Origin of the sequence: Sporolituus thermophilus DSM 23256 (assembly GCF_900102435.1) — a bacterium.
Lineage (GTDB): Bacteria > Bacillota > Negativicutes > Sporomusales > Thermosinaceae > Thermosinus > Thermosinus thermophilus.
The window spans coordinates 36,422-58,748 of the sequence record NZ_FNBU01000005.1 but is presented as its reverse complement, the minus strand read 5'-3'; the positions used below and the strand labels follow the sequence as shown (position 1 = coordinate 58,748).

Annotated in this window: 21 protein-coding genes; 1 reads left to right on the top strand and 20 read right to left on the bottom strand. The window is 48.2% G+C overall.

Features of this window, described 5'->3' with window-relative positions; genetic code table 11:
- Window positions 1-41: 41 nt before the first annotated feature.
- The 3 genes from rpoD to BLQ99_RS04475 form a co-directional block, all read right to left on the bottom strand.
- The gene (gene rpoD, locus BLQ99_RS04485) at window positions 42-1,148 is read right to left on the bottom strand and encodes an RNA polymerase sigma factor RpoD (RefSeq protein WP_093688554.1); all 1,107 of its coding nucleotides are present in this window, start codon (window positions 1,146-1,148) and stop codon (window positions 42-44) included.
- Window positions 1,149-1,199: 51 nt separating this feature from the next.
- Window positions 1,200-3,020, bottom strand: coding sequence for a DNA primase (gene dnaG / locus BLQ99_RS04480; RefSeq protein WP_093688730.1), 1,821 nt, complete (start codon window positions 3,018-3,020; stop codon window positions 1,200-1,202).
- A gap of 309 nt (window positions 3,021-3,329) precedes the next feature.
- Window positions 3,330-4,325 (bottom strand): deoxyguanosinetriphosphate triphosphohydrolase, encoded by a 996-nt coding sequence (locus tag BLQ99_RS04475; protein ID WP_093688552.1) that lies wholly within the window; start codon window positions 4,323-4,325, stop codon window positions 3,330-3,332.
- Window positions 4,326-4,470: 145 nt separating this feature from the next.
- On the opposite strand from BLQ99_RS04475, the gene BLQ99_RS04470 reads away from it, so the two are divergent.
- On the top strand, window positions 4,471-4,944 hold the full coding sequence (locus BLQ99_RS04470; RefSeq protein ID WP_093688550.1) for an LptA/OstA family protein: 474 nt from the start codon (window positions 4,471-4,473) through the stop codon (window positions 4,942-4,944).
- A 47-nt stretch (window positions 4,945-4,991) separates the two neighbouring features.
- On the opposite strand, the gene BLQ99_RS04465 is transcribed toward BLQ99_RS04470, so the two are convergent.
- From BLQ99_RS04465 to BLQ99_RS04385, 17 genes are all read right to left on the bottom strand, one after another.
- Entirely contained in the window at window positions 4,992-5,810 is an 819-nt protein-coding gene (locus tag BLQ99_RS04465; RefSeq protein WP_093688548.1) for a pyruvate, water dikinase regulatory protein, read from the bottom strand.
- A gap of 5 nt (window positions 5,811-5,815) precedes the next feature.
- The gene (gene ccpN, locus BLQ99_RS04460) at window positions 5,816-6,451 is read right to left on the bottom strand and encodes a transcriptional regulator CcpN (protein WP_093688546.1); all 636 of its coding nucleotides are present in this window, start codon (window positions 6,449-6,451) and stop codon (window positions 5,816-5,818) included.
- 89 nt (window positions 6,452-6,540) lie between these two features.
- Window positions 6,541-8,934 (bottom strand): phosphoenolpyruvate synthase, encoded by a 2,394-nt coding sequence (gene ppsA / locus BLQ99_RS04455; RefSeq protein WP_093688544.1) that lies wholly within the window; start codon window positions 8,932-8,934, stop codon window positions 6,541-6,543.
- Window positions 8,935-9,112: 178 nt separating this feature from the next.
- Window positions 9,113-11,170 carry a glycine--tRNA ligase subunit beta gene (glyS, locus tag BLQ99_RS04450; protein WP_093688542.1) on the bottom strand — a complete coding sequence of 686 codons (2,058 nt, stop codon included), beginning with the start codon at window positions 11,168-11,170 and terminating at the stop codon, window positions 9,113-9,115.
- Window positions 11,163-12,047 (bottom strand): glycine--tRNA ligase subunit alpha, encoded by an 885-nt coding sequence (gene glyQ / locus BLQ99_RS04445; protein WP_093688540.1) that lies wholly within the window; start codon window positions 12,045-12,047, stop codon window positions 11,163-11,165. The genes glyS and glyQ overlap by 8 nt, the downstream gene beginning before the upstream one ends.
- A gap of 307 nt (window positions 12,048-12,354) precedes the next feature.
- Window positions 12,355-12,807, bottom strand: a complete 453-nt coding sequence (locus BLQ99_RS04440) for a DUF4342 domain-containing protein (RefSeq protein ID WP_093688538.1) — start codon at window positions 12,805-12,807, stop codon at window positions 12,355-12,357.
- 52 nt (window positions 12,808-12,859) lie between these two features.
- Complete coding sequence (gene recO / locus BLQ99_RS04435) at window positions 12,860-13,606, bottom strand: DNA repair protein RecO (RefSeq protein WP_093688536.1); 747 nt, start codon at window positions 13,604-13,606, stop codon at window positions 12,860-12,862.
- 4 nt (window positions 13,607-13,610) lie between these two features.
- Window positions 13,611-13,712, bottom strand: a complete 102-nt coding sequence (locus BLQ99_RS15405) for a YqzL family protein (protein WP_425440871.1) — start codon at window positions 13,710-13,712, stop codon at window positions 13,611-13,613.
- Between the two features lie 40 nt (window positions 13,713-13,752).
- A complete protein-coding gene (locus BLQ99_RS04425; RefSeq protein WP_245690258.1) occupies window positions 13,753-15,015 on the bottom strand; it encodes a hemolysin family protein in 1,263 nt (420 codons plus the stop codon).
- An 89-nt stretch (window positions 15,016-15,104) separates the two neighbouring features.
- Window positions 15,105-15,683: a DUF502 domain-containing protein gene (locus BLQ99_RS04420; protein WP_093688532.1), complete on the bottom strand. Its 579-nt coding sequence runs from the start codon at window positions 15,681-15,683 to the stop codon at window positions 15,105-15,107.
- A 129-nt stretch (window positions 15,684-15,812) separates the two neighbouring features.
- A complete protein-coding gene (locus BLQ99_RS04415; protein ID WP_216093627.1) occupies window positions 15,813-17,087 on the bottom strand; it encodes a magnesium transporter in 1,275 nt (424 codons plus the stop codon).
- Window positions 17,088-17,103: 16 nt separating this feature from the next.
- Window positions 17,104-18,000, bottom strand: a complete 897-nt coding sequence (gene era, locus BLQ99_RS04410) for a GTPase Era (RefSeq protein ID WP_093688528.1) — start codon at window positions 17,998-18,000, stop codon at window positions 17,104-17,106.
- Window positions 18,000-18,395 carry a cytidine deaminase gene (locus BLQ99_RS04405; protein WP_093688526.1) on the bottom strand — a complete coding sequence of 132 codons (396 nt, stop codon included), beginning with the start codon at window positions 18,393-18,395 and terminating at the stop codon, window positions 18,000-18,002. Before BLQ99_RS04405 ends, era begins: the two co-directional genes overlap by 1 nt.
- A 14-nt stretch (window positions 18,396-18,409) precedes the next feature.
- Complete coding sequence (locus BLQ99_RS04400) at window positions 18,410-18,766, bottom strand: diacylglycerol kinase family protein (RefSeq protein WP_093688524.1); 357 nt, start codon at window positions 18,764-18,766, stop codon at window positions 18,410-18,412.
- Between the two features lie 3 nt (window positions 18,767-18,769).
- Window positions 18,770-19,204 carry an rRNA maturation RNase YbeY gene (ybeY, locus tag BLQ99_RS04395; RefSeq protein WP_216093629.1) on the bottom strand — a complete coding sequence of 145 codons (435 nt, stop codon included), beginning with the start codon at window positions 19,202-19,204 and terminating at the stop codon, window positions 18,770-18,772.
- Window positions 19,155-21,335 (bottom strand): HD family phosphohydrolase, encoded by a 2,181-nt coding sequence (locus tag BLQ99_RS04390; RefSeq protein ID WP_093688726.1) that lies wholly within the window; start codon window positions 21,333-21,335, stop codon window positions 19,155-19,157. Before BLQ99_RS04390 ends, ybeY begins: the two co-directional genes overlap by 50 nt.
- Before the next feature lie 10 nt (window positions 21,336-21,345).
- Window positions 21,346-22,317 carry a PhoH family protein gene (locus BLQ99_RS04385; RefSeq protein ID WP_245690256.1) on the bottom strand — a complete coding sequence of 324 codons (972 nt, stop codon included), beginning with the start codon at window positions 22,315-22,317 and terminating at the stop codon, window positions 21,346-21,348.
- Window positions 22,318-22,327 lie beyond the last annotated feature (10 nt).

Below are 22,327 nucleotides of genomic sequence, written 5' to 3'. Positions count from 1 at the left end.
CGTCAAGACTTTTTTAATCTTGCCCGTCTTTGCCGCCGCTACTATTCCAGGAAGTCTTTGAGTTTCTTGCTGCGGCTGGGATGGCGCAACTTGCGCAGCGCTTTGGCTTCGATTTGACGAATACGTTCCCGTGTTACACCAAAGTATTGGCCCACTTCTTCTAAGGTACGGGCACGGCCATCGTCCAAACCGAAACGGAGCCGCAACACTTTTTCTTCGCGGGGTGTGAGGGTCTCAAGCACCTCTTCCAATTGTTCCTTTAGCAGCATAAACGACGCCGCTTCGGCGGGAGCAGGTGCGTCCTGGTCCTCGATAAAATCTCCCAGATGCGAATCTTCTTCTTCGCCGATGGGAGTCTCCAGAGATACGGGCTCCTGCGCGATTTTCATGATCTCGCGCACTCGCTCCACACTGATATCCATCTCACGGGCAATCTCTTCAGGCGTCGGCTCCCGTCCCTTTTCCTGAAGAAGCTGGCGAGAAACGCGAATTAATTTATTAATTGTCTCAACCATGTGGACAGGGATACGAATGGTACGCGCCTGGTCAGCAATGGCGCGCGTAATCGCCTGGCGTATCCACCAAGTCGCATAAGTACTAAACTTATACCCCTTATTATAATCAAACTTTTCTACGGCTTTGATTAATCCCAGATTACCCTCCTGGATCAAATCCAGGAACAGCATCCCACGGCCGACATAGCGTTTAGCAATGCTAACAACCAGGCGGAGGTTGGCTTCGGCAAGACGGCGTTTAGCTTCCTCATCGCCCTGTTCCATACGTTTGGCTAATTGTATCTCTTCTTCAGCCGTTAGAAGCGGAACCCGGCCAATCTCCTTAAGGTACATGCGCACCGGGTCGTCGATGCTGATGCCTTCCGGAATACTAAGATCAATATCCACTTCTTCGGGCGCTGCTTCGATTGCGGTAATGTCTGGGTCTTCCAGGGTTTCGACGTCGGGAATTTCATCAACAATTTCAATGCCCTTACTATTAAAAACCTCATACATATCGTCTATTTCATCGGGAGTTAAATCCTCACCCTGGAGAGTATCCATTATCTCCGAATATGTCAGCATGCCGCCTCGTTTTTTGCCCTTATGCAGAAGTTCGTTTACATGCTCGTTAGTGTTCTTTTTGTCTGTCATTTTACTCCCCCCTCCCGTCGGCTGTTTGGGTCTAGGTGTAATGAGTAGCAGTTAACACTGCTGTAGTTTTCTAATCTCATCATTGATTCGCTTACTTTCAGCCAATTCCTCCTGAAAGCGACTATCCCCCATGCGTTCTAATTCATCGGCTTTTAACCGGTGTTGCTCATACAAGGCTTTAAGGCGCGCAAGCCGGATTGTCTTTAAGCAGTCGTCGACCACTTTTGTGACATCGGCACATTTCCCATCTATTAACATAATATGCGACAACTCGGTATTTGCTGTTTCGCTGAGTCCCATTGCTAAAACAGCAGGCTCCAAATTTTCACCAGTATTATAGGCCATGAAAATACGGTGCACAATCTCCTGTCGTGCGCCATCGGAAAAATCATCGACAGCGAGCTGTACCTGAACATAAGGAATTAGCGCCCCATCGTCGCACATAAGACGGATTAACTGTCGCTCCGCGGCAACAGTGGCCGCTTCCGGCCCTTTGGCAAACTTGACAAAATTAAGATGGCTATTTATATTGTTTCCCTTATTTACAATTTTATCCTTTTTATACTGGTGAATATACTTACCATATTCAGTCCTTATGGCACTTTCATCAATATTTAACTTCTGCGCCAAACGCGCGATATGATCATTCACTTCAACAGCGTTCCCAACCGAAGCCAAGACAGGTAGAACCTTCGATACAACCGCAACCTTACCTTCAAGGGTTGAATAGTCGCTACTCTCCAGGGCCTGTTGAATCTGATAATCAACAAACGGCAATGCTTGAGATAAAGCCCGGGTAAAAGCTTCCGGCCCGTGCCGCCGCAGAAATTCATCTGGATCCTTGCCATCTGGAATGGAAACAACTTTGACGTTAAACCCCCGTTCACGGACTGTTGACAAAGCGCGAACAGTAGCATTTTGCCCAGCAGCGTCGCTGTCATAGGCAAACAGCACTTGCGAAACGGAGCACTGCTTCAGTAGTCCGGCCTGTTCGGGTGTAAAGGCTGTACCCAACGAGGCTACCACATTCGTAAAACCGAAACCGTGAGCCGTAATGACATCCATGTACCCTTCCACTACAATGGCTAGGCCAGATTCTTTGATTGAACGAAAAGCCGCATCAAGCCCGTAGAGCAAGTGACGTTTATTGAAGAGTAAGGTATCCGGCGAATTTAGATATTTGGGACTACTATCATCTAGTACCCGTCCGCCAAACCCTACTACCCGCCCGCGAGCATCTCGGATGGGAAACATAACACGGTTGCGGAAGCGGTCATAAATACCGTCGCCCCTAGGACGCGCCGAAACCAAACCGGCCTTTAGCAACAATTCTTCCGTAAGCCCGCGCCGGGTAAGAGCCTGAGCTAATTTGTCCCAGGCAGGCGGTGCAAATCCCAACTTAAACTTGCGGATAATGTCGTCACTGATACCCCGACCGGCAAGGTATTCTCTGGCGGCTCTTCCCATGTTGGTCTTAGTGAGGCAGGCGTGATAAAATTCGCTGGCATATTCATTAACCAAATAAAGCGCGGCTAATTCTCGTTCCCTGGCTATTTCCGCCGGTGATTTTTCTTTTTCGGGCAACGGGATATTCAGTTTGGCAGCCAATTTTTTAGCGGCTTCAAAGAAGCTGATGTTTTCAATTTTCATTAGGAAATTAAAAACATTGCCGCCAGTCTGACAACCAAAACAATAGAAAAATCCTTTTTCCGGCGTGACAGAAAAAGACGGCGTCTTTTCATGGTGAAAAGGGCAACAACCCCAATAATTTTTCCCTTTTTTCTTTAGTGGAACATATTCGGAGATTACGCTGACGATATCGCACTCCGAACGCAGGCGATCTATGAAATCGTCAAACCTAGCATCTTTCATAACATACCTATAATATGCACGATTAATAGTTAAATAAAGGCGATTGCCCAAGATTGGTCTTATTCTACATTAAATGCCAAAATCCTCCTTTACCCGTAGGTTAATAGACCTATTTATATATTAATATTCAATGTGAACAACAAATATCCTCTTTGACCCCTTGACAAATTAAATAGTTTTTGCTAGTGACTACAGAATGTAAAAAACCCGCCTAGGCGGGGCATAACGTGTGTACTCAGGCAGTTCCTTTGCGCTGTATGACAGCCCATAAGCAAATAACAAATCTGGCGCCAACCCGTTTTGACATAATCATCCCATTCCCCACTTGGAAGGAATAAACAAGTTTTCAAAAAGACTAATCGCGTAAGAATCCGTGAGACCGGCAATATAATCTATTACTGTTACTTGAAGACCCCAGCGCTCTTCCCGGTCGAGAAATTCCTGCGGCAAACGGCCGGGATGAGCCATAAAATAATCATAGAGCTTATGGATTACATATTTGGCTTTCGTCCGATCCGGTTCGAGTTCGGCCGAGTGGTAAATCTTCTCGAACATGAACTCACGAAACTCATCCATAGCTTCTTGCACTGCCGATGACATCCGAATCTCGCTTTGGCCGTCGGAAACCTGAATCATATCCGACACCATAACCGTAATCATACTGGAAGGATTGGTGCCAAGGGTACGGGCTACTTTTTCCGGAAGGTCGGTGGGTCTAAGCATGCCGGCCCGAATGCCGTCATCGTAATCGTGGCAAAGGTAGGCGATGCGATCGCCAATTCGTACAATGTTGCCTTCAAGTGTAAACGGTTTGTTCGTGCCGGTATGGTTGACGATGCCATCCTTGACTTCAAGGGTTAAATTAAGCCCCTGCCCGTTACGCTCCAGATAATCCACAACCCGCAAACTCTGTTCGTTGTGATTGAAATGACCGATGATTTCCCGCAAGGCATATTCGCCGGCATGGCCAAAAGGGGTATGGCCGACATCATGGCCGAGTGCAATGGCCTCGGTCAAATCTTCATTGAGCCTAAGTCCCCTGGCAATGGTGCGCGATATTTGCGCTACTTCTAAACTATGGGTCATACGCATGCGATAATGATCACCCGGCGCAATATAAACCTGCGTCTTGTGTTTTAAGCGCCGAAAGGCTTTACTGTGGATAATGCGGTCCCGATCCCGTTGAAAAGAAGTGCGAAAATCGCACAGCTGTTCCTCACGGTCACGAACAGCATCACGGCTCTTGGCAGCATAAGGCGACAGCAATTTGTATTCCAGCTCTTCCAGGCGTTCACGTACCTTCATACTCTCCCCTCCAGTCTGACCTGGCTAGTTACAACCCCATTATATCATTCCTTTTGACAAATATCGCTAAAGTGTATCAAATATTTACTTACGCTTACCGGTCCAAAATTTGTTATAATTAGTGTTTAGAAGGAAGGTTGATCACATGCGAAAAAAAGTTATCCTGCTTACTATTCTGCTTTTAGTAACCCTCACCGCAACGGCGCTGGCGGCTAAACTTTCGTTTAAGGCTGACCGCCAATACTTTGACTTTAGCACCGGCTTGCACGTCCTCAGCGGCAACGTACAGATTGAAATCGGAACGCGGACTATCACCGCCGGTGAAGCGAGGGTGAACCTGGCTACGATGGAAGTTTGGGCCTCCGGCGGCGTAACTGTCATCCAGAATGACTTGTTTTTTACCGGCGACACCGTGTATGTATACGCTAAAGATAGCGCCGAGATAAGCGGCGGCGTCGTACTAACCCGCAGCGATCTCAAAATTTCGGCTGACAGTGTAGACTACAACTGGCGTACCAAAACAGCGGTATTCAGAGGCAATGTGCAGGTATCACAAAACGGAATTGTTTGGTCAGCCGCAACGGTAACCTATAATGTGAAAACCAACACCATTCTATAGTTCACAGGTGAAAACCCCAGCCTACGGCAAACGTGGCTGGGGTTAGTTTATTTTGCGTTCGCGTTCTTTTGCGCAATCTCCAATACTTTATTTGCCGTTTCCTCGATCGCCTTGTTTGATACGTCGATGATGGGGCAGCGAAGCTTGCGCATAATTGCCCTAGCATACTCCAGTTCTTCGGTAATGCGCTCCAGATTGGCATAGTTGGCATCGGCTGACAAACCCATTGCCTTTAAGCGTTCGGCGCGAATCTCGTTCAGTTTGAAGGGATCAATAACCAAGCCTACAATCCGCTGCGGCGGAATTTGAAACAATTCCTCCGGGGGCGGAACTTCCGGCACAAGTGGTACATTGGCCACTTTCAGCTTTTTGTGAGCCAAATACATGCTGAGAGGTGTCTTGGAGGTACGGGATACGCCGATAATCACCATGTCGGCTTTGTGCAAACCCCAAGGGTTTTTGCCATCATCGTATTTGACGGCAAACTCCACCGCCTCGACCCGTTTAAAATATTCCTGATCCAACTTATGAATCAGTCCTGGTTTGAGTTTAGGCTCGGTTCCCGCAATTTTTTGAACGGCAGAAATCATAGGACCCATAATATCTACCGTTGTAATGCCAAAACGCTCTGCCTGCACCTTTAACGCTTCCCGCAGGTCTGGTGATACAAGCGTATGGCAGATAACACTGCGTTGCGTTGCCGCTTCCCTGACTACCTCCTCGATTTGCTCCACCGAGTTGATATAGGGAACACGGATAATGTCAAACTTACCGGAATCAAATTGACTGGCGGTCGCCCGAGCCACCATTTCAGCCGTTTCACCAATTGAGTCCGAGATCGCATAAATGACTGGTAAAGACGAAATAGTCGTTACCTCCTTTTACCTTCGCCGAGTTCAACAAATAGCCTGGTAATATTCGTTTTCGTCAGGCGTCCCACTACTTCATATGTCCTATCCGCCGCCAAAGGACGGACTACAGGTAAGCTGTCTACCTCGTTGTCAATAATCTTTTTCGCGGCCTCTAGCACGGATTCATCCGCAGTGGTCACTATAATCTTTGTCATCGGCGTCATAATAACTTTAACCGGCACTTTGTGCAAGTCGCCGCTACCCATAGCAATTTTTAGCAAGTCTTTCCGGGAAACTACTCCGGCCAAAATTCCACCCTGTTCAACTACATATACTGTTCCCACATCTTCAAGAAACATGGTAACAATTACATCATAGGCGCTCGTGTTGGTAGGAACGACAACCGGTACGGACTGGACATCACGGACCTTGATGCGGCTGATTTCCTCGACCAACATGTTAAAGGTGTTTTTGCCGGTATAGTAGTACCCTACCTTGGGACGGGCATCAATAATACCGGCCATTACCAAAATTGCCAAATCCGGTCTCAGGGCTGCCCTGGTAACATTCAGGCGCTCAGCGATTTGCTCCCCGGTGATGGGTCCCTCGGTGCGCACAATTTCAGCAATCTTTTCTTGCCGGGGTGTTAAAGCGATGATGAACCCCCCCTTTTCACTGATATTTCGGATATATACGCTAAAAGTAAGCCAATTCCTTTCTTTCGTTATAACAAAGTTTGACTTATTTACCAGGTATAATCCTCTTTATCAACCAAACCGCGGCCAGTCAGCTTATCTAAAACAAGCCGCTGCTCGACCTGTGCCACCAATTTTTTAGTCGCTTTAACCGCATCTGGATTTACGGAAATGGAATCAATGCCGCTTTTTACTAAGAATTCGGTGAAATCAGGATACACACTGGGCGCCTGCCCGCAGATCGATACTGTTTTGCCGTCGCGGTGCGCCACCTCGATAAGGTGGCGGATTGCTCTTTTCACAGCCAAGTCTCGCTCGCTGAAAATATGAGCAACTGTTTCGTTATCGCGGTCACAGCCCAAAAGGAGCATGGTCAGGTCGTTGGACCCGATAGAGTAACCGTCGACAAACTGGTTGAACTGGTCAGCAAGAATAATATTGGAAGGAATTTCCGCCATCAGCCAGACTTTAAAATCAGGCCCGCGTCTTAATCCTTCTTCAGCCATAAGGGCCGTCACTTTGGCAGCCTCTTCGACAGTGCGGCAGAAAGGGATCATAACGTGTAAATTCTTAAAACCGTATTCTTCCCGTACTTTGCGCACCGCTTTAATCTCCAGCTTAAACGCCTCAATATATTTGGGATCATAATAGCGCGAAGCACCACGCCAGCCAAGCAGAGCACTGGGTTCATAAGGCTCATAGCGTTCGCCGCCTTTCAGTTCACGATACTCACTCGACTTGAAATCGCTGAACCGGAGCACAACCGGCCTGGGCGCCATCGCCTGGCATACCTTGCGCATTCCGTCCGCCAACCCCTCCACTACCCGGTCCGGGCGGCCTGTTTCGATCAAGTACAGCGGATGTTCGTGAATATAGGTCGTCCAGATAAACTCCTCCCGCATCAAGCCGATACCGTCACATGGCAGCGCAGCATAGCGCTCGGCTAAATCGGGATCGCCAAGATTCATGTATACTTTCGTACCGGTAACGGGGAAAGTTTCGGCAACCGTTATGGACTGACCGCCTTCCTCCGTCGTTTTGGGAACGACTAAGTCGCTGATAATACCGGCATACACTATACCATTAGTGGCATCGACGGTAATCTCGGCTCCGTCCGGAACAGCAGCCGTCGCAGGAGTACCGCGGCTTTTGGTCCCCACGATACAGGGAATGCCGAGTTCGCGGCTGACGATGGAAGCGTGGCAAGTCATACCGCCGGCATTAGTTATAATTGCGCGGGCTTTTTTCATCGCCGGTACCCAGTCGGGCGCCGTCATTTCGGTTATTAGGATTTCACCCTCCCGGAAGGTGTCAATCATGGAAGGATCCAGAATGACATGGGCTTTGCCCGCTACCCGACCCGGGCTGGCAGGCAGCCCCTTGGTCAGTATTTTACGATTGGCACTGTCCGCTGTCGAGGCCACTTCTATCCCAGCCCCTTTCTCTTTATTCCGGCGCGACCATACCGTCTCCGGGCGCGCCTGTAAAATCCATATTTTATCATTCCGTTCATCAATACCCCATTCAATATCCATGTAGGAGCCGTAATGCTTCTCAATATCCAGTGCATACCGGGCTAATTCCCGAATTTGGCTGTCGGTGAGAACAGGAGCGTTGACCATTTCCGGCGGCACCGGTTTCTCTTCACAACCGCCGGCGGGATTTCGCACCAGCATAACGGTTTTTTCGTGAACATTACTTTTCTCAATTGCCAAATCTTGCTTGCGCACCAAAAAATTATCGGGAGTAACGACGCCCTGAACGATATACTCTCCTAAACCCCAAGCACCTTCAATAAGAATATGGGTATCATTGCCAGTCGCGACGTCCACGGTAAACATAACCCCAGATGCTTTGGAAAAAACCATCATCTGTACCACGGCGCTGAGAGCTACGTCTAAATGGGCAAAATTCTTCTTCACTCGATAATACACTGCCCGGTCAGTAAAGGTAGATGCATAGCATTCCTTTACTTTTTCAACGACCTGTTCAGCGCCCTGTACATTTAAATAACTTTCTTGCTGGCCGGCAAAACTGGCGTCAGGAAGGTCCTCAGCGGTAGCGCTGGAACGTACCGCAACAAACGGGTCAACCTCTCCTGCCCGCTTGCCTAGTTCCTGATAGGCAGCCATAATTTCCCCGGCCAACTCGGTAGGCATAGGGGCATTCATAATGGCTTGACGAATGGCGGCACTAACTTCCCGCAGTTTGCGGCTATCCTCAACATCATCGAGTTGCTTTAAAAGGTCAGCAATTTTTGCCTCCAATCCGCTATGCTTGATGAAATAGCGGTACGCCGCTGCCGTTGTGGCAAACCCAAAGGGCACAGGTACTTTGGTACGTGATGTTAACTCCCCCAGCGAAGCTGATTTGCCGCCGACAATTGCAACATCCTCTTTGCTGATCTCATCAAACCACAATACTAACTTTTCCTTCTCTGCCATAAAGACCTCCTAATTGTGCTATACTTTAAAACAAAATCATCAATATAGTATATACTATATTTAAAATCCGTTTCCTTCTTTGCCTGCAATAGCTATAATTTTTTTATTTCTAGCTTCCCATATTGATGGTTCAATAATACAAAAACCTGTACCGCAAGGTACAGGTTTAAATATGACTCTACACAATTTTGCTAAGATCAGCTACGTTTGCCGTCAGGCTAGCGATTGCTTGTAACAAAGCTAAGCGGTTGTTGCGCACAGCCATGTCTTCCACCATAACCATGACTGCTCCAAAGAAGGCATCTATCGGGCCGGCCATTTCGGCCATTACCTTGAGCACTCCTGCGTAGTCACGGACGGCCAGCTTTTCCGCTACGGTTTGGCGGGCGTTTAGGTAAGCCTGATACAGCTCGTGCTCGGCGGCAGCGGTAAACAGGGACGGGTCAATTGTTTCCGTTGTCGCATTTTTCGCCAAATTGCCGGCACGGGTAAAGGCCTGAACTGCCCGCTGCATGGCCATGGTACCGCCCTCTAACGCCAACGCTTTTGCCCGTAACCAAGCATCGTACAAATCGTCGGTCCCAACGGCGATAACGGCGTCAATCATGTCATGACGCATGCCTTCCTCGGCGAGAATGTTCTTAATGCGTAAACGGAAGAAATCTCCAATATCGTCCGTTAGTTTGACCCGCCGGTCATGGTCATGAATACCCAGCAGATCCATCGCATGTTGCACCATTTCTGTCACCGACAAGTGATACTTTGCATCAATCAAGATGTTTACAATCCCCAACGCCTGCCTCCTTAGTGCATAAGGGTCCTGCGAGCCGGTAGGAATTAGGCCGCGACTAAAGGTTGCGACAATGTTGTCCAGTTTATCGGCAATACCAACTACCCTGCCGGCCGGGCTTACCGGCAGTTTATCGCCGGCAAAGCGGGGCAGGTAGTGTTCGTAAATTGCCTGCGCGACCGCCTCGGGCTCGCCGCTTATCCGTGCATATTCACGCCCCATAATGCCCTGGAGTTCAGTAAATTCATATACCATTCCGGTAACAAGGTCAGCCTTTGCCAAATAGGCGCTACGTTCAATGACGGGAATTTCCCTTTCAGGCAGACCAACCTTCCGGGCTATGCCAACAGCCAAACGTTCAAGCCGCAGCGTTTTGTCATATAAGGTTCCAAGACCTTCCTGAAAAACGATAGTCTTGAGTTTCTCCACCCGCTCGGCCAAAGGTATCTTTTGATCCTCGGTAAAGAAAAACTGAGCATCGGCGAGACGGGCTTTAAGTACCCGCTCGTTGCCATGGCGAACAATATCAATATAGTCCGCGCCGCCGTTGCGGACAGTTATAAAGACAGGCAACAACTTTCCGTCCTTGCCAAAAACCGGGAAGTAGCGCTGATGCTCGCGCATAGGAGTAATGACAGCCTCCGGCGGCAAAGATAAATATTTCTCTTCAAACCGGCCATCAAGAGCGGTGGGGTATTCTACCAGGTACACTACTTCTTCCAGCAGTTCCTCATCAATACTGGCCACACCGCCCTGGCTTACGGCAATGTTTTCGACTTGCTCGCGAATAACACGCCGCCGCACCTCTTGGTCAACCATAACATGATGCTCAGCCAGTTTGGCAAAATAGTCATCCGGGGAAGAGATTACTACCGGCCCTTTGCTCAAAAAACGATGGCCTCGCGTCACATTGCCGGAAGCAACCCCGGCCAAGGTAAAGGGAACCACTTCGTTGCCATAGAGCGCCACAAGCCAGCGAATCGGTCGGACAAACCGTAAATCCAGATTGCCCCAGCGCATGTTCTTGGGAAAACTCAACGCTAAAATAATTTCTGGTAGCAAAACCGGAAGAATTTCTTGGACGGAGCGGCCCGCTTCCTCGACGATCGCATAAACATAGCCATCCTTGGTCACCAACTGGCTAACATCCACGCCCTGGCTGCGCGCAAACCCCAGAGCAGCTTTGGTAGGAACACCCTTTTCGTCATAGGCAATTTTCACAGCCGGTCCCTTGTTTTCGCTCCTCCGGTCAGCTTGTTTTTCGCTAACCTGACGCACAATCAGCGCTAACCGGCGCGGGGTACCAACGGCCCGTATATTGCTAAAACCAATCCTGTTCGCTTCCAGTTTATTTTTGGCGACGCTTTCCAGTTGCGCCAGAGCGCCAGGCATAAATTTTGCGGGTATCTCCTCGGTGCCAATTTCCAACAGTAAATCTTTAGCCATTATTGCATCCTCCTTTGAGGAGTGGATAACCTAATTTTTCGCGCTGCTCCAAATAGGCCTGCGCGCACAGCCGCGCCATATTGCGTACCCGCCCGATAAAACTCGTCCGCTCACTTACGCTGATAGCGCCGCGCGCATCTAAAAGGTTGAATGTATGCGAACATTTCAAAACATAGTCATAAGCCGGCAGTACAAAGCCTTTTTCGATGATGCGAATAGCCTCTTTTTCATACATCTCAAATAACTGGAACAGCAAACTAGTATCAGCCAGCTCAAAGTTGTAGTGGGAATGTTCAACTTCATTCCGATGAAAGACATCGCCGTAAGTAATGCCATCAACCCATTCAATTTCAAATACATTTTCCTTGCCCTGGATATACATGGCCAAGCGCTCAAGCCCATACGTAATTTCCACTGAAACCGGTTTGACGTCAATGCTTCCCACTTGCTGGAAATAAGTGAACTGGGTAATCTCCATGCCGTCAAGCCAAACCTCCCAGCCCAGCCCCCAAGCCCCAAGGGTAGGCGATTCCCAGTTATCCTCCACAAACCGGATATCATGCTTATCCGGGTCTATGCCGAGACGAGCTAGACTCTCAAGATATAATTCCTGGATATTGGCCGGCGACGGCTTCATGATTACCTGGTACTGGTGATGCTGAAATAACCGGTTGGGATTATCGCCGTAACGCCCATCAGCCGGCCGGCGTGATGGTTCCACATACGCTACGTTCCATGGCTCAGGACCAAGTGCACGTAAGAAAGTAGCAGGATTCATGGTTCCTGCCCCCTTCTCCACGTCATAAGGCTGTTGAATTATGCATTTTTGTTCAGCCCAAAAGTTTTGCAGGGTTAAAATAATGTCTTGAAATGTCATTATACGCCCTCCTTCTTTATGTAAAATAAAAAGCCTCGCCATCCACAGTAACAGTGCTGTTACAGGGACGGGAGGCTTATCTTCCCGCGGTTCCACCCTGATTGGCCTAATCGGCCCACCTTGGTTTTATGGCGAGCTTTACTCTTCCGGCGATAAACCGGAATTTCCTCTCGCAGCTTGGGACTGCCTTCGTTTTACGGTGCCGGGCTCACACCCTCCCCGGCTCGCTGAGTGCAAAACTACTTGTGTCCCGCATTGCCGTAATTTTAATATTCACTATAACAAAAGCGACAAGATTTGTCAAATTTTACAGCATTCCTTTATCAATACGTTCGGTCTGAGCATTGTCCTGCGCTTCGGTTCGGGAAGAATCGGCCGCTTCTCGACTGGTTTCGTTACGAACGACTTCAATGGTGCACCGCTTAAACACAGCCACCAGTACGCCTAAAGCGGCAAGCTGCGGCAAAACAACAGCGCCGATGGTCCCTAAAGTAACCGGAATATCAACAAGCGTGCGACCGTCATGCTTGATCCGGATTTTGGTTACGTTACCTTCATAGATTAATTCTTTTACTTTGTCAATTACTTCCGCTGAGCGGACAGAAAACTCCTCCGCCCAAGTGCTTTCTTTTTTGCTTTCCAATTCAATCAATGCCTCGATGACATTACCGCCATTGCGCTCTAGGACTTCTTTGGCTTCGCGGTAGGAAACGCCGGTCCGCTCGCGAATGATGTCAATTTTTTCAAGCGTAATTTCCACGCAGCACCCCTCCTATGCCGTTTGATTTATTTTTTGCCGAAGTCCATATCTTTTATCCCTTACCGGGTTGCTCGAACCGCTGGATAAAGGCCCATGTCTTTAGTTCCTTTTCCAGATGGTAAAATAAGCACTGCCCTAGCAATTTCTCCAACTCCGCCAAGACAGCAGCATTCACGGTAAATCGACCAGGGCTCCTAAAATCCAATGTCAGAAACTTGGCTAGCAAATTAGCCTGTCCTTCCGTAAAGTTGGTCTGCGAGCCACCACAGGCAGGGCACATTACCCCTCCGGCCCCAATATTGAAATGGGCGGGTAGAGAAATAACCGAACCGCAGGCAACACATCTTCGGTACTCGGGGGCAAACCCCGCCAAGGCCAGAAGCTGCCAAGCGGCGGCAATGGCCGCTACGCGGGGATTACGCTCTTCCAGTGTAAACAATACATCTACCAGCAGTTCAAAAACATCAGAATCTGCTTCGTTTTCCGGCCAAAGTTCGGTTACAATTTCAGCAACAAGGGTTGCATAAACCATGCGCGGCAGTTCTTCCCGCAGTTTACGGTGCCCATGAATTATTTCACACTGCCGGATACATTCGCCACCCCGGTTACGTGCTAATAATAAATCAACATGAGAAAAAGGTTGAAGGCAACCAGCAAAACTGCTTTTGGGCCGTCTGGCCCCAAAGGCAACTGCCGTAATTTTGCCATATTGCCGGGAAAACAGCGTGACCATCCTGTCGACCGTTCCGCAATCACGGACGGTCAACAGGATGGCCTCAGCAGAATATTCTTGCGTCATCTTTTTAGTCGTGTGATGTTTCAGGACTTAACGTGTTACGGAACTGACACTCGCGGTAGATTAAGTAAGCCCGTATATCTCCGGTACTCCGGAAGATTTCCCACATTACTTCCTGCAACAACACTCGACATCATCCTTTCGTAAGATTATTCAGCAATAGCCATTCTTTGGGATTCGAGCGGCACAGCCTTTACGCGGACAACGCGAAAACCGTTTACTTGCAGAACTTCGAACTTATAATCGCCTATACTAATCTTGTCCCCTACTTCCGGGCGTCGGCCCAACATGCCAAAAATGTAGCCCCCGATGGTATCTTCATCGTGTTCTTCCAAACGGATGTTTAATAGCTCGGTCACATCGTCCAATAATACCCGCCCGTCAAATTCATAGGTGCCATCGGCCAAACGACGAACTTCTACATCCTCCTCGTCATCATGTTCATCCTGAATATCACCGACAATTTCTTCGATTACATCCTCAAGCGCCACTAATCCAGCCGTACCCCCGTATTCGTCGATAACAATGGCCATATGGGTACGCTTGCGTCGCATAAACTGGAGCAACTTAGCCACCGACATTCCTTCGGGGACCACGAGAATTTCCCGCATGATTGACCTGAGATCCTTTTCCTCGGTACTGCACATATCCAGATCCATAAGATCGCGAATATGGACCATCCCAATGACATGGTCCTTGTCCTCCACACACAAAGGATAACGCGTGTGACCTGTTTCGCGAACGATACGCATGTTTTCCTCAAAAGAATCATCGACAAAAAGGCAAACCATGTCCTGCCTCGGCACCATTACTTCGCGGGCCAGCCGGTCGGCGAAATCAAATACATTATCAATCAATTCGCTTTCCATTTGGTCGAGGACGCCGCCTCGGTGACTCGCACTTACGATCATGCGCAATTCTTCTTCCGAGTGCGCTAAATCAGCCTCGTTAGCCGCCTTGATGCCCATAACGGCAAGAATGCCTTTAGCCGCTTTATTAAACAAGATAATAATAGGATAGCCGATTTTATGAAAAATATAGAGCGGCCAAACGGAAAATAGAGCTATACTTTCTACCTTTTGGATAGCAAGTGATTTGGGCACAAGTTCTCCTATCACGATGTGGAGAAACGTAATAATGGTAAAACCTAGCATGATGGTTATCGTATGCAGAAGCCAGGTTGAACCGGGAAAGTAACGAAAAACCAAAGGCTCTAGTAGCGAAGCCACTGCCGGTTCCCCAAGCCAGCCGAGGGCAAGTGATGCCAGCGTAATTCCCAGTTGCGTTGCGCCAAGATAGGTGTCAAACCCCGAAACGACTTTTAACGCCAATTTAGCCCGCCCGTTTCCCTGGTGAGCAAGCTCTTCCAAACGGGTTTTACGAATTTTTACCAACGAAAACTCGGCTGCCACAAAGAATCCGTTAATAAGCACCAGGAGAATAGCAGCCAGTAATTTCACAGCACTATATAAAGGCGACTCGATAGCGCATCTCTCCCTATTTAATTATCTGGCCGGCGTGGCATGACGGCGCCAGCGGTTAATATATATTGTAAAGCACTTTCACTTGTTATGTCTAAAAGTATTATATCCCGCTTCGGCACGATTATATTAAAACCTGAAGTCAGGTTGAGACTCATGGGAACAAAGACACAAACATTGTCGGCACCGACTTTTTCTACGAGCGGTTCAGACAGTTCAGGCATGATAAAACCCAGTGCCTTGACGCCTGGATGGGGATAGGGCACAAGCACAGCCTGCTTAAAAAGCTGCTGCGACTCAAGCATTGCCGTGGACAGTTGTTTTACACTGTTATAAATAAACTTCACGAAGGGAATGGCCCCAAGCAGACGATCGCCTAATTCCAAGAGCCGTTTTAAAACCCAGTAGGAAGATAACCAACCTACGAGGACTATCAGTAAAAAAACGGCAATGAGCGGCAGACCGGGGAAATGAATTGGCAGATGACGGCCCAGCAGTTTTTCTGCTAAATTAAATATTTGCAATACTACCAGAATTGTAATGGCGATGGGGACCACTACAATCAATCCGCGAATGAAATTTTTAGAAATCCACTTCATGATTCACCCCTCTTAACAAATAATACCACCTAAATAAATACCGGTCAATAAAAGTCAATAAAAGCTTTGAGCCATAAAAACTGACAATAAAATAAGAAAACTGCCCTGGCGGGCAGATAATTTTTATCATTAGGCAAATTTTAAAAGCTTGCGCCGCCGCTGCGGCAAGACGGCGTCAATCACATCATCAACCGTTATGATGCCAACTAATTTACCGTTATTAGCCACGACCGGTACAGCAAGCAGGTCGTACTTGCGAATAATGCCGATCGCATCCTCAACCGGCGCTGTATCTTGCACCGCCATAATTTTGCTATGCATGATGCTGCGGAGCTGAGTCTCCGGCCTGGCAATAATAAGCTCGCGCAAAGACAATACACCCGTCAGATGTTCTTCATCATCTACCACATAAATATAGTAGATCGTCTCCGCTTCCGGCGCCAATTCCCGCAATTTACTTATTGTTTCGTCCGCCGTAAGCTGTTCTGACAGGGCAATGTATTCGGTCGTCATCAAACTTCCGGCTTCGTTTTCGTCATAGTTTCTTAGCTCCTTAACCTCGGCAGCGTCCTCATCCTCCATCAATTGCAGGATTTCCTCCGCTTTCTCGGCCGGCAGCTCATTCAGGACATCGGCGGCGTCATCCGAAGCCATAATTTCTAAAATATCGGCGGCACGGTCCTTACTCATCCCTTCCAGTATAGCCGCCTGGACATCTGCCTCCATTTCGACCAGTGTTTCCGCCGCCGTTTCATTATCAAAGGTCTGGAAAATGGCAGTGCGATCCTGAGCGCTCAGTTTACTGACAATCTGCGCAATATCATAGGGATGAAGCTCCGCCAGCTTACGCCGCGAAACAGACAGCTTAACCGAAGATAAATCAGCGGTAATAAACTCCACATAATCCCAGGAAATTAGCTTTTCTGGTATTTCTTTTTGAAATAAGCGCGCCAGAGAAGTAAATATTCGTTCCACGCCTAGACGGCGCACCAGCCCCCTTACGCCGATATCCACAGCCAATAGCCGGTATTCCTGGTGGATTTGACTTAATTTTAAATCATTGATGCGCTCTACCTTCGCGCCATTAATATCCACAATCTGACGATCCATTAAATCGCGACGCAAATATATTGCTCCGGCAGGCAAAGGATTGTTTGAAATATCCTCACGGAGCACATCTAATGACACAATCTGCTTGTTTAAAAGAGCGATGTGATTATCAGCAACAACCACGCTCCCCCCCGGACGCATAACTTCAATTCCGCATACCCGAGGAAAAGAAGCATGTGGTAAAATCAGGATGTCCGCAACCTTGCCTACCCGATTGCCAATTTTATCAATGACAAGTTTGCCAATAAGCTCGCTGACAAACACTTCGGTAAAGGCCAAGGTCACGGCTATCACCCCGCTCTCACCATATTTACTCATAGCCGAGAGAACGTAGAATACTTTCACGATTGCGCCAGTCTTTTTTCACCTTTACCCACAAATCCAAATAGCTTTTGGAACCTAATAGACCCTCTATGTCAACACGCGCTAAACGACCAATTTCCTTCAGCATGTTTCCCCCGGCGCCGATAATAATACCTTTTTGGGAATCCCGCTCAACATAAATGACCGCCCGGATGTACAAGTCCCCGTTAGGCCGTTTTACTATTTCTTCAATGTCTACGGCAATTGCGTGCGGAATTTCTTCTCTCGTCAAATGCAGCGCCTTTTCCCGGATAAGTTCGGCGATAATTAGCCGCTCGGGCTGGTCAGTGACCATATCGTCCGGGTAATACTTCGGCCCAGGCGCGAGATGTTTTTTCACTTCGTCAACCAGGCGGTCTAAATTGATTTTTTCCAGGGCGGAAATCGGGACCACCGCATCAAATTCCCGCAATTGCGCATATTGGTCGATAATCGGCAATACCTGCGGTTTTAATATTTGATCTATTTTATTCACGACCAAGATTACGGGTGTCTTCACTTTTGCCAGCCGTTCCAAAATATATTGTTCTCCCGGTCCTTTTTCGGCGGTAGCGTCTACGACAAACAAAATGACATCGACTTCGCGGAGCGTTGTTTCCGCGGCTTGAACCATATATTCGCCGAGTCGGTGTTTAGGTTTATGAATGCCTGGAGTATCGATAAACAAAATTTGCGCGTCTTCAAGAGTAAGGACACACAAGATTCGGTTACGGGTGGTCTGTGGTTTATCCGACATTATAGCAATTTTTTGACCTACCAGGCTGTTAACGAGGGTAGATTTACCGACATTCGGCCGACCGATTACGGCGACAAAACCAGATTTATAGTCCCCAGCTTTTTGCATTAAGCCTCATCTCCTGTTAAAAACCTTTCACTAAAAGCATAAGGCAACAGTTCGTCCAGTGTCGCTTCACGCCGTTGCCCGTTAGTAGTGCATAAAATCACTCTGTTTATGCCAAATTCAGCCATCACTTGCCGGCACGCCCCACAGGGAGTAACAGGCTCATTTGTATTAGCAATAACAGCTAACGCCGCAAAATCACGCTCACCTTCGGAAATAGCTTTGAAAATGGCCGTCCGTTCTGCACAAATGGTCAGACCATAAGAGGCATTTTCAATATTGCACCCCAGGTATAAACGGCCACTTTTGGCTAGTAGGGCTGCGCCTACCTGAAATCGGGAATAGGGAGTATAGGCCAGCTCCCGCGCTTTACTGGCCGCCGCAATCAGTTCATCCATACGTTGTCCCTCCTTCACCGAAATAATCTGGGATAAAATAAGATAAATCCCACTGCTACCGAAGCAAGCGCCGTCACTAAAACAGCGGCAGCGGCCACATCCTTGGCCGTCTTGGCCAAAGGATGGCGGCGCGGTGAGGCTAGGTCAACCACCTTTTCCACGGCGGTGTTAAGCATTTCAGCTACCAATACAGCGGTAACTGTCAACAGGAGCAAGACAAATTCCGTGGCGCTAAACTGAAGCCACCAAGCGAAGAACAAAACCACTATCCCGGCAGTAAAATGTATCCGCATATTGCGCTGAGTAGCAAGGCAGTAAAGTAAGCCGGCAAGCGCATAACGAAACGAAGCAAGAAGTGATTTACTGCGCATAAGTTAATCACGGGTGATACCAAGCTGCGAAAGGATATATTCTTCCTCCTGCCGCATTTCGACCCGCGCCTCTTCGGTTTCATGATCATATCCCAGCAAATGAAGCATCCCATGTACGGTTAAGTATGCCAATTCACGCTCCGAACCATGCCCAAATTCCTCCGCTTGCCGGGCAGCAGTTTCTAGAGAAATCACAATATCACCAAGTAGCTGTTCAGCCGGATCATCAATAACAACGGGCTCGTCCCCCTCGTTAAGGGCAAAAGACAATACGTCCGTTGGCGCGTCTTTGCCCCGGTATTGACGATTTAGCTCACGGATGTATTCGTCATCAACCAAGACAACGCTGACCTCCGCCTGCTCGCTAAGACCATAAACCTCAGCCGCTTTATTTAATACAGCTACCACCGTCTGCTCCATTTGCGGCGTAAAGATCATCTTCTCTTGGAGATTGCTTATTACTATTTCCACTTTTAGTTTTCTCCTCTCTAAGCCCCTTTACGTCCGGGTACTCGATACGCTTGTGAAAAACACTGGACAGTACGCGGATAAAAACATCACCGATAACATTGAGCTCCCTGAGAGTAAGATTGCAATCATCGAGCTGCCCGTCATAGAGACGCTCGCGGATTATCTTGCGCACCGTCGCCTCAATCCGGTTGACATTAGGTTTTGAAAGGGAGCGTACTGCCGCTTCACAGGCATCGGCGAGCATAACAAGCGCCGCTTCTTTTGTCTGCGGACGCGGGCCCTCGTACCGAAAGTCAGCTTCGATGATGCAATCGCCATGCTCATTTTCCGCAGCTCGCTTATAAAAATAAGATACCAGCGTTGTACCATGGTGCTGCTGCACAATATCGATGACGCACTGCGGCAGCTTATAGTCGCGGCATAAATCAACACCATCTTTAATATGTGAAGTAACAATAAGCGTACTTAGGGAGGGAGCAATCTTATCATGAGGATTTTCGACACCCACCTGGTTTTCAACAAAAAAGTAAGGGCGCCGGATTTTCCCAATATCATGATAATAGGCCCCAACACGAGCCAAAACAGCGTCGGCCCCTACCAAGTCAGCTGCCGTTTCTGCGAGATTACCCACTAGAATACTATGATGATATGTGCCCGGCGCGTCAAGCAGCAATCGCTGCAGGAGCGGATGGTTAGGCCGTGCCAAATCCAAGAGTTTGATAGGTGTAGTTATATTAAAGGTATGTTCCAGATACGGCAATAGCCCGGTAGTGATAACGGCCGAAGCAATACCGCTGATCACGCCCAAGAGGCCCTGGGTTAGTACATGCACATTATCGACCTGTTCAATGAAGCCGGTTGAACTGATAACCAAAAAATTGATCGCGGCAATCCATAATCCAGCCCTAGCAAGACTATAACCATGAGACATTTTTGAAACACTGTAAACGCCCGCCATACTACCAACTAACGCGGCGGCCACAGCCCGCAGATCATGGTCTACAATTACGCCAAACAGTAAGGACAAAGCAATGCTAACCAATAATCCTAAACGGGTATCAATCAGAATCGCCGTCAATAAGGCACCTGCCGCCAATGGCGCGGCAAAATCAGAATAATAATGGGCAGCTTTACCCAGTAGAAGCGTAACTAAAATAATCAACCCGAGCAAAACAAGATATAAATCGTTTTGGTAAATACGCGGGGCAAATTTATAAAGATAGCCTAAAACTATAACCATCACGGTAATAACAAATATGGCTAAACCAAAGATCCGAAGCTCATTCACATGACCAGCGTATAACCCAAGTTCTTCCATGGCATGAATTTGTTCGCTAGTTACAATATCTCCCTGCCGGACTAAAACTTGGCCCTTTTTTACCGTTAGCCGCACCGGCTCAATACTGGCTAGTGCCGCCTGTTTACGTTTGTCCGTTTCCCGGACGTTCAGGATATAATTAGGCCGGAGCAGCGTTTGGGCTATGCTGGCAACAACAGTTTCAGCATTGGCACCCAGTCCCAGTTCTTCCGCTTCGATGGCGACCTGTTTGCGCGCCATATCCAAATCGTCTTCGCGAATACCGCGCTGAAAATATTTGCGTAGAATATTACGTGTATATTCCTCCGTTTTTGCTAGACCGGTCTCATCAAGACTAACTAAGCCGATAACAGCACTGGTTGATAATGGTACCGGCAAAAGCATATGCAGCTTGTCAGCACGCTGGTCAGCAGTGTTTAAATTTTTATCCGCCATAACCGTACGGGCTGCCCGGAATATACCTGCTAAGTTTTCTTCAGCCTTGGTCATGACTGACACATCTAAATCATACACATTTGGCACGCTTGCCAGTACTTCCGCTTCTAGTTGCCGGGTTTTGACGGGATCAACATACGATACTGTACGCGGGGCAATGACATCGCGGTCGCTTACCTGGCCAACCTGTAATGATACCTTATCCGGAATAAAGTCAGCCGATAAAATGAGCATAAAAAGGGAAAAGAAAGCCAGCCCCAGGATTATCCGACGAACAATAGGCTTAGCATATATGCTTGCCGGCTGGACAAATAGTTCCCGCAATCGTTTATTTACTGACAACATAATATTCAACTCACTTTTCCTGCTCGTAGCGCTCATAGGCCCGAATAATACGGCCTACGATTTCATGCCTGACTACGTCGCTTTCGCTCAAATGCACAATTTCGATGCCAGGAATCCCGCTTAAAACAGTCTGCGCATGCTTCAAGCCGGAGCAAAGGCCAGGCGGCAGGTCAACCTGAGTGACATCCCCGGTAACAACGATTTTGGATCCAAATCCCATTCTAGTGAGAAACATCTTCATTTGTTCAGGTGTCGTATTTTGGGCTTCATCAAGGATGATAAAGGAATCATCCAGGGTGCGTCCGCGCATGTAGGCTAAAGGCGCCACCTCAATAATGTTTTTAGCCATATATTTCTGGAATGTATCGATACCAAGAATATCATAAAGGGCATCATAAAGCGGCCGAAGGTACGGGTTGACTTTTTCCTGCAAATCACCAGGCAAAAAGCCTAGTTTTTCACCGGCTTCAACAGCCGGACGCGTCAGAATTATCCGCTCTACTTCCTTGTTTCGCAAGGAAAAAACTGCCATCGCTACGGCTAAATAAGTTTTCCCCGTCCCGGCCGGTCCTATTCCTAACGTGATGTAATTTTGACGAATAGCTTGCAGATAACGGTGTTGTCCTACCGTTTTCGGCTTAATTTGACGTCCCCGGGCAGTGACTAAAACTGTTTCCGCATACATCTCGTGGAGCGACTTTTCCCGTCCTTCTTTCACAAGGCGAATGCTGTATTGTACATCATGGGTCGTAATCGCGTTGCCTTCGCGGTAGAAGAATAAAAGTTCCCGGAATAGCTTATCCAGTTGCTCAACTTCGCCGGGATCCCCGGTGATAACGATTTCATTCCCCCGGGCCACGATACGGCTGGAAAACTGCTCGGTAATAATGCGCAAGTGTTCGTCATTGCGCCCTAAAACCGCCATGGCTTCCTGAGTATCGCTCAAACTAAGCCGCTTCTCCATATCTGGTTGGATCTCCAATAAGATTAGC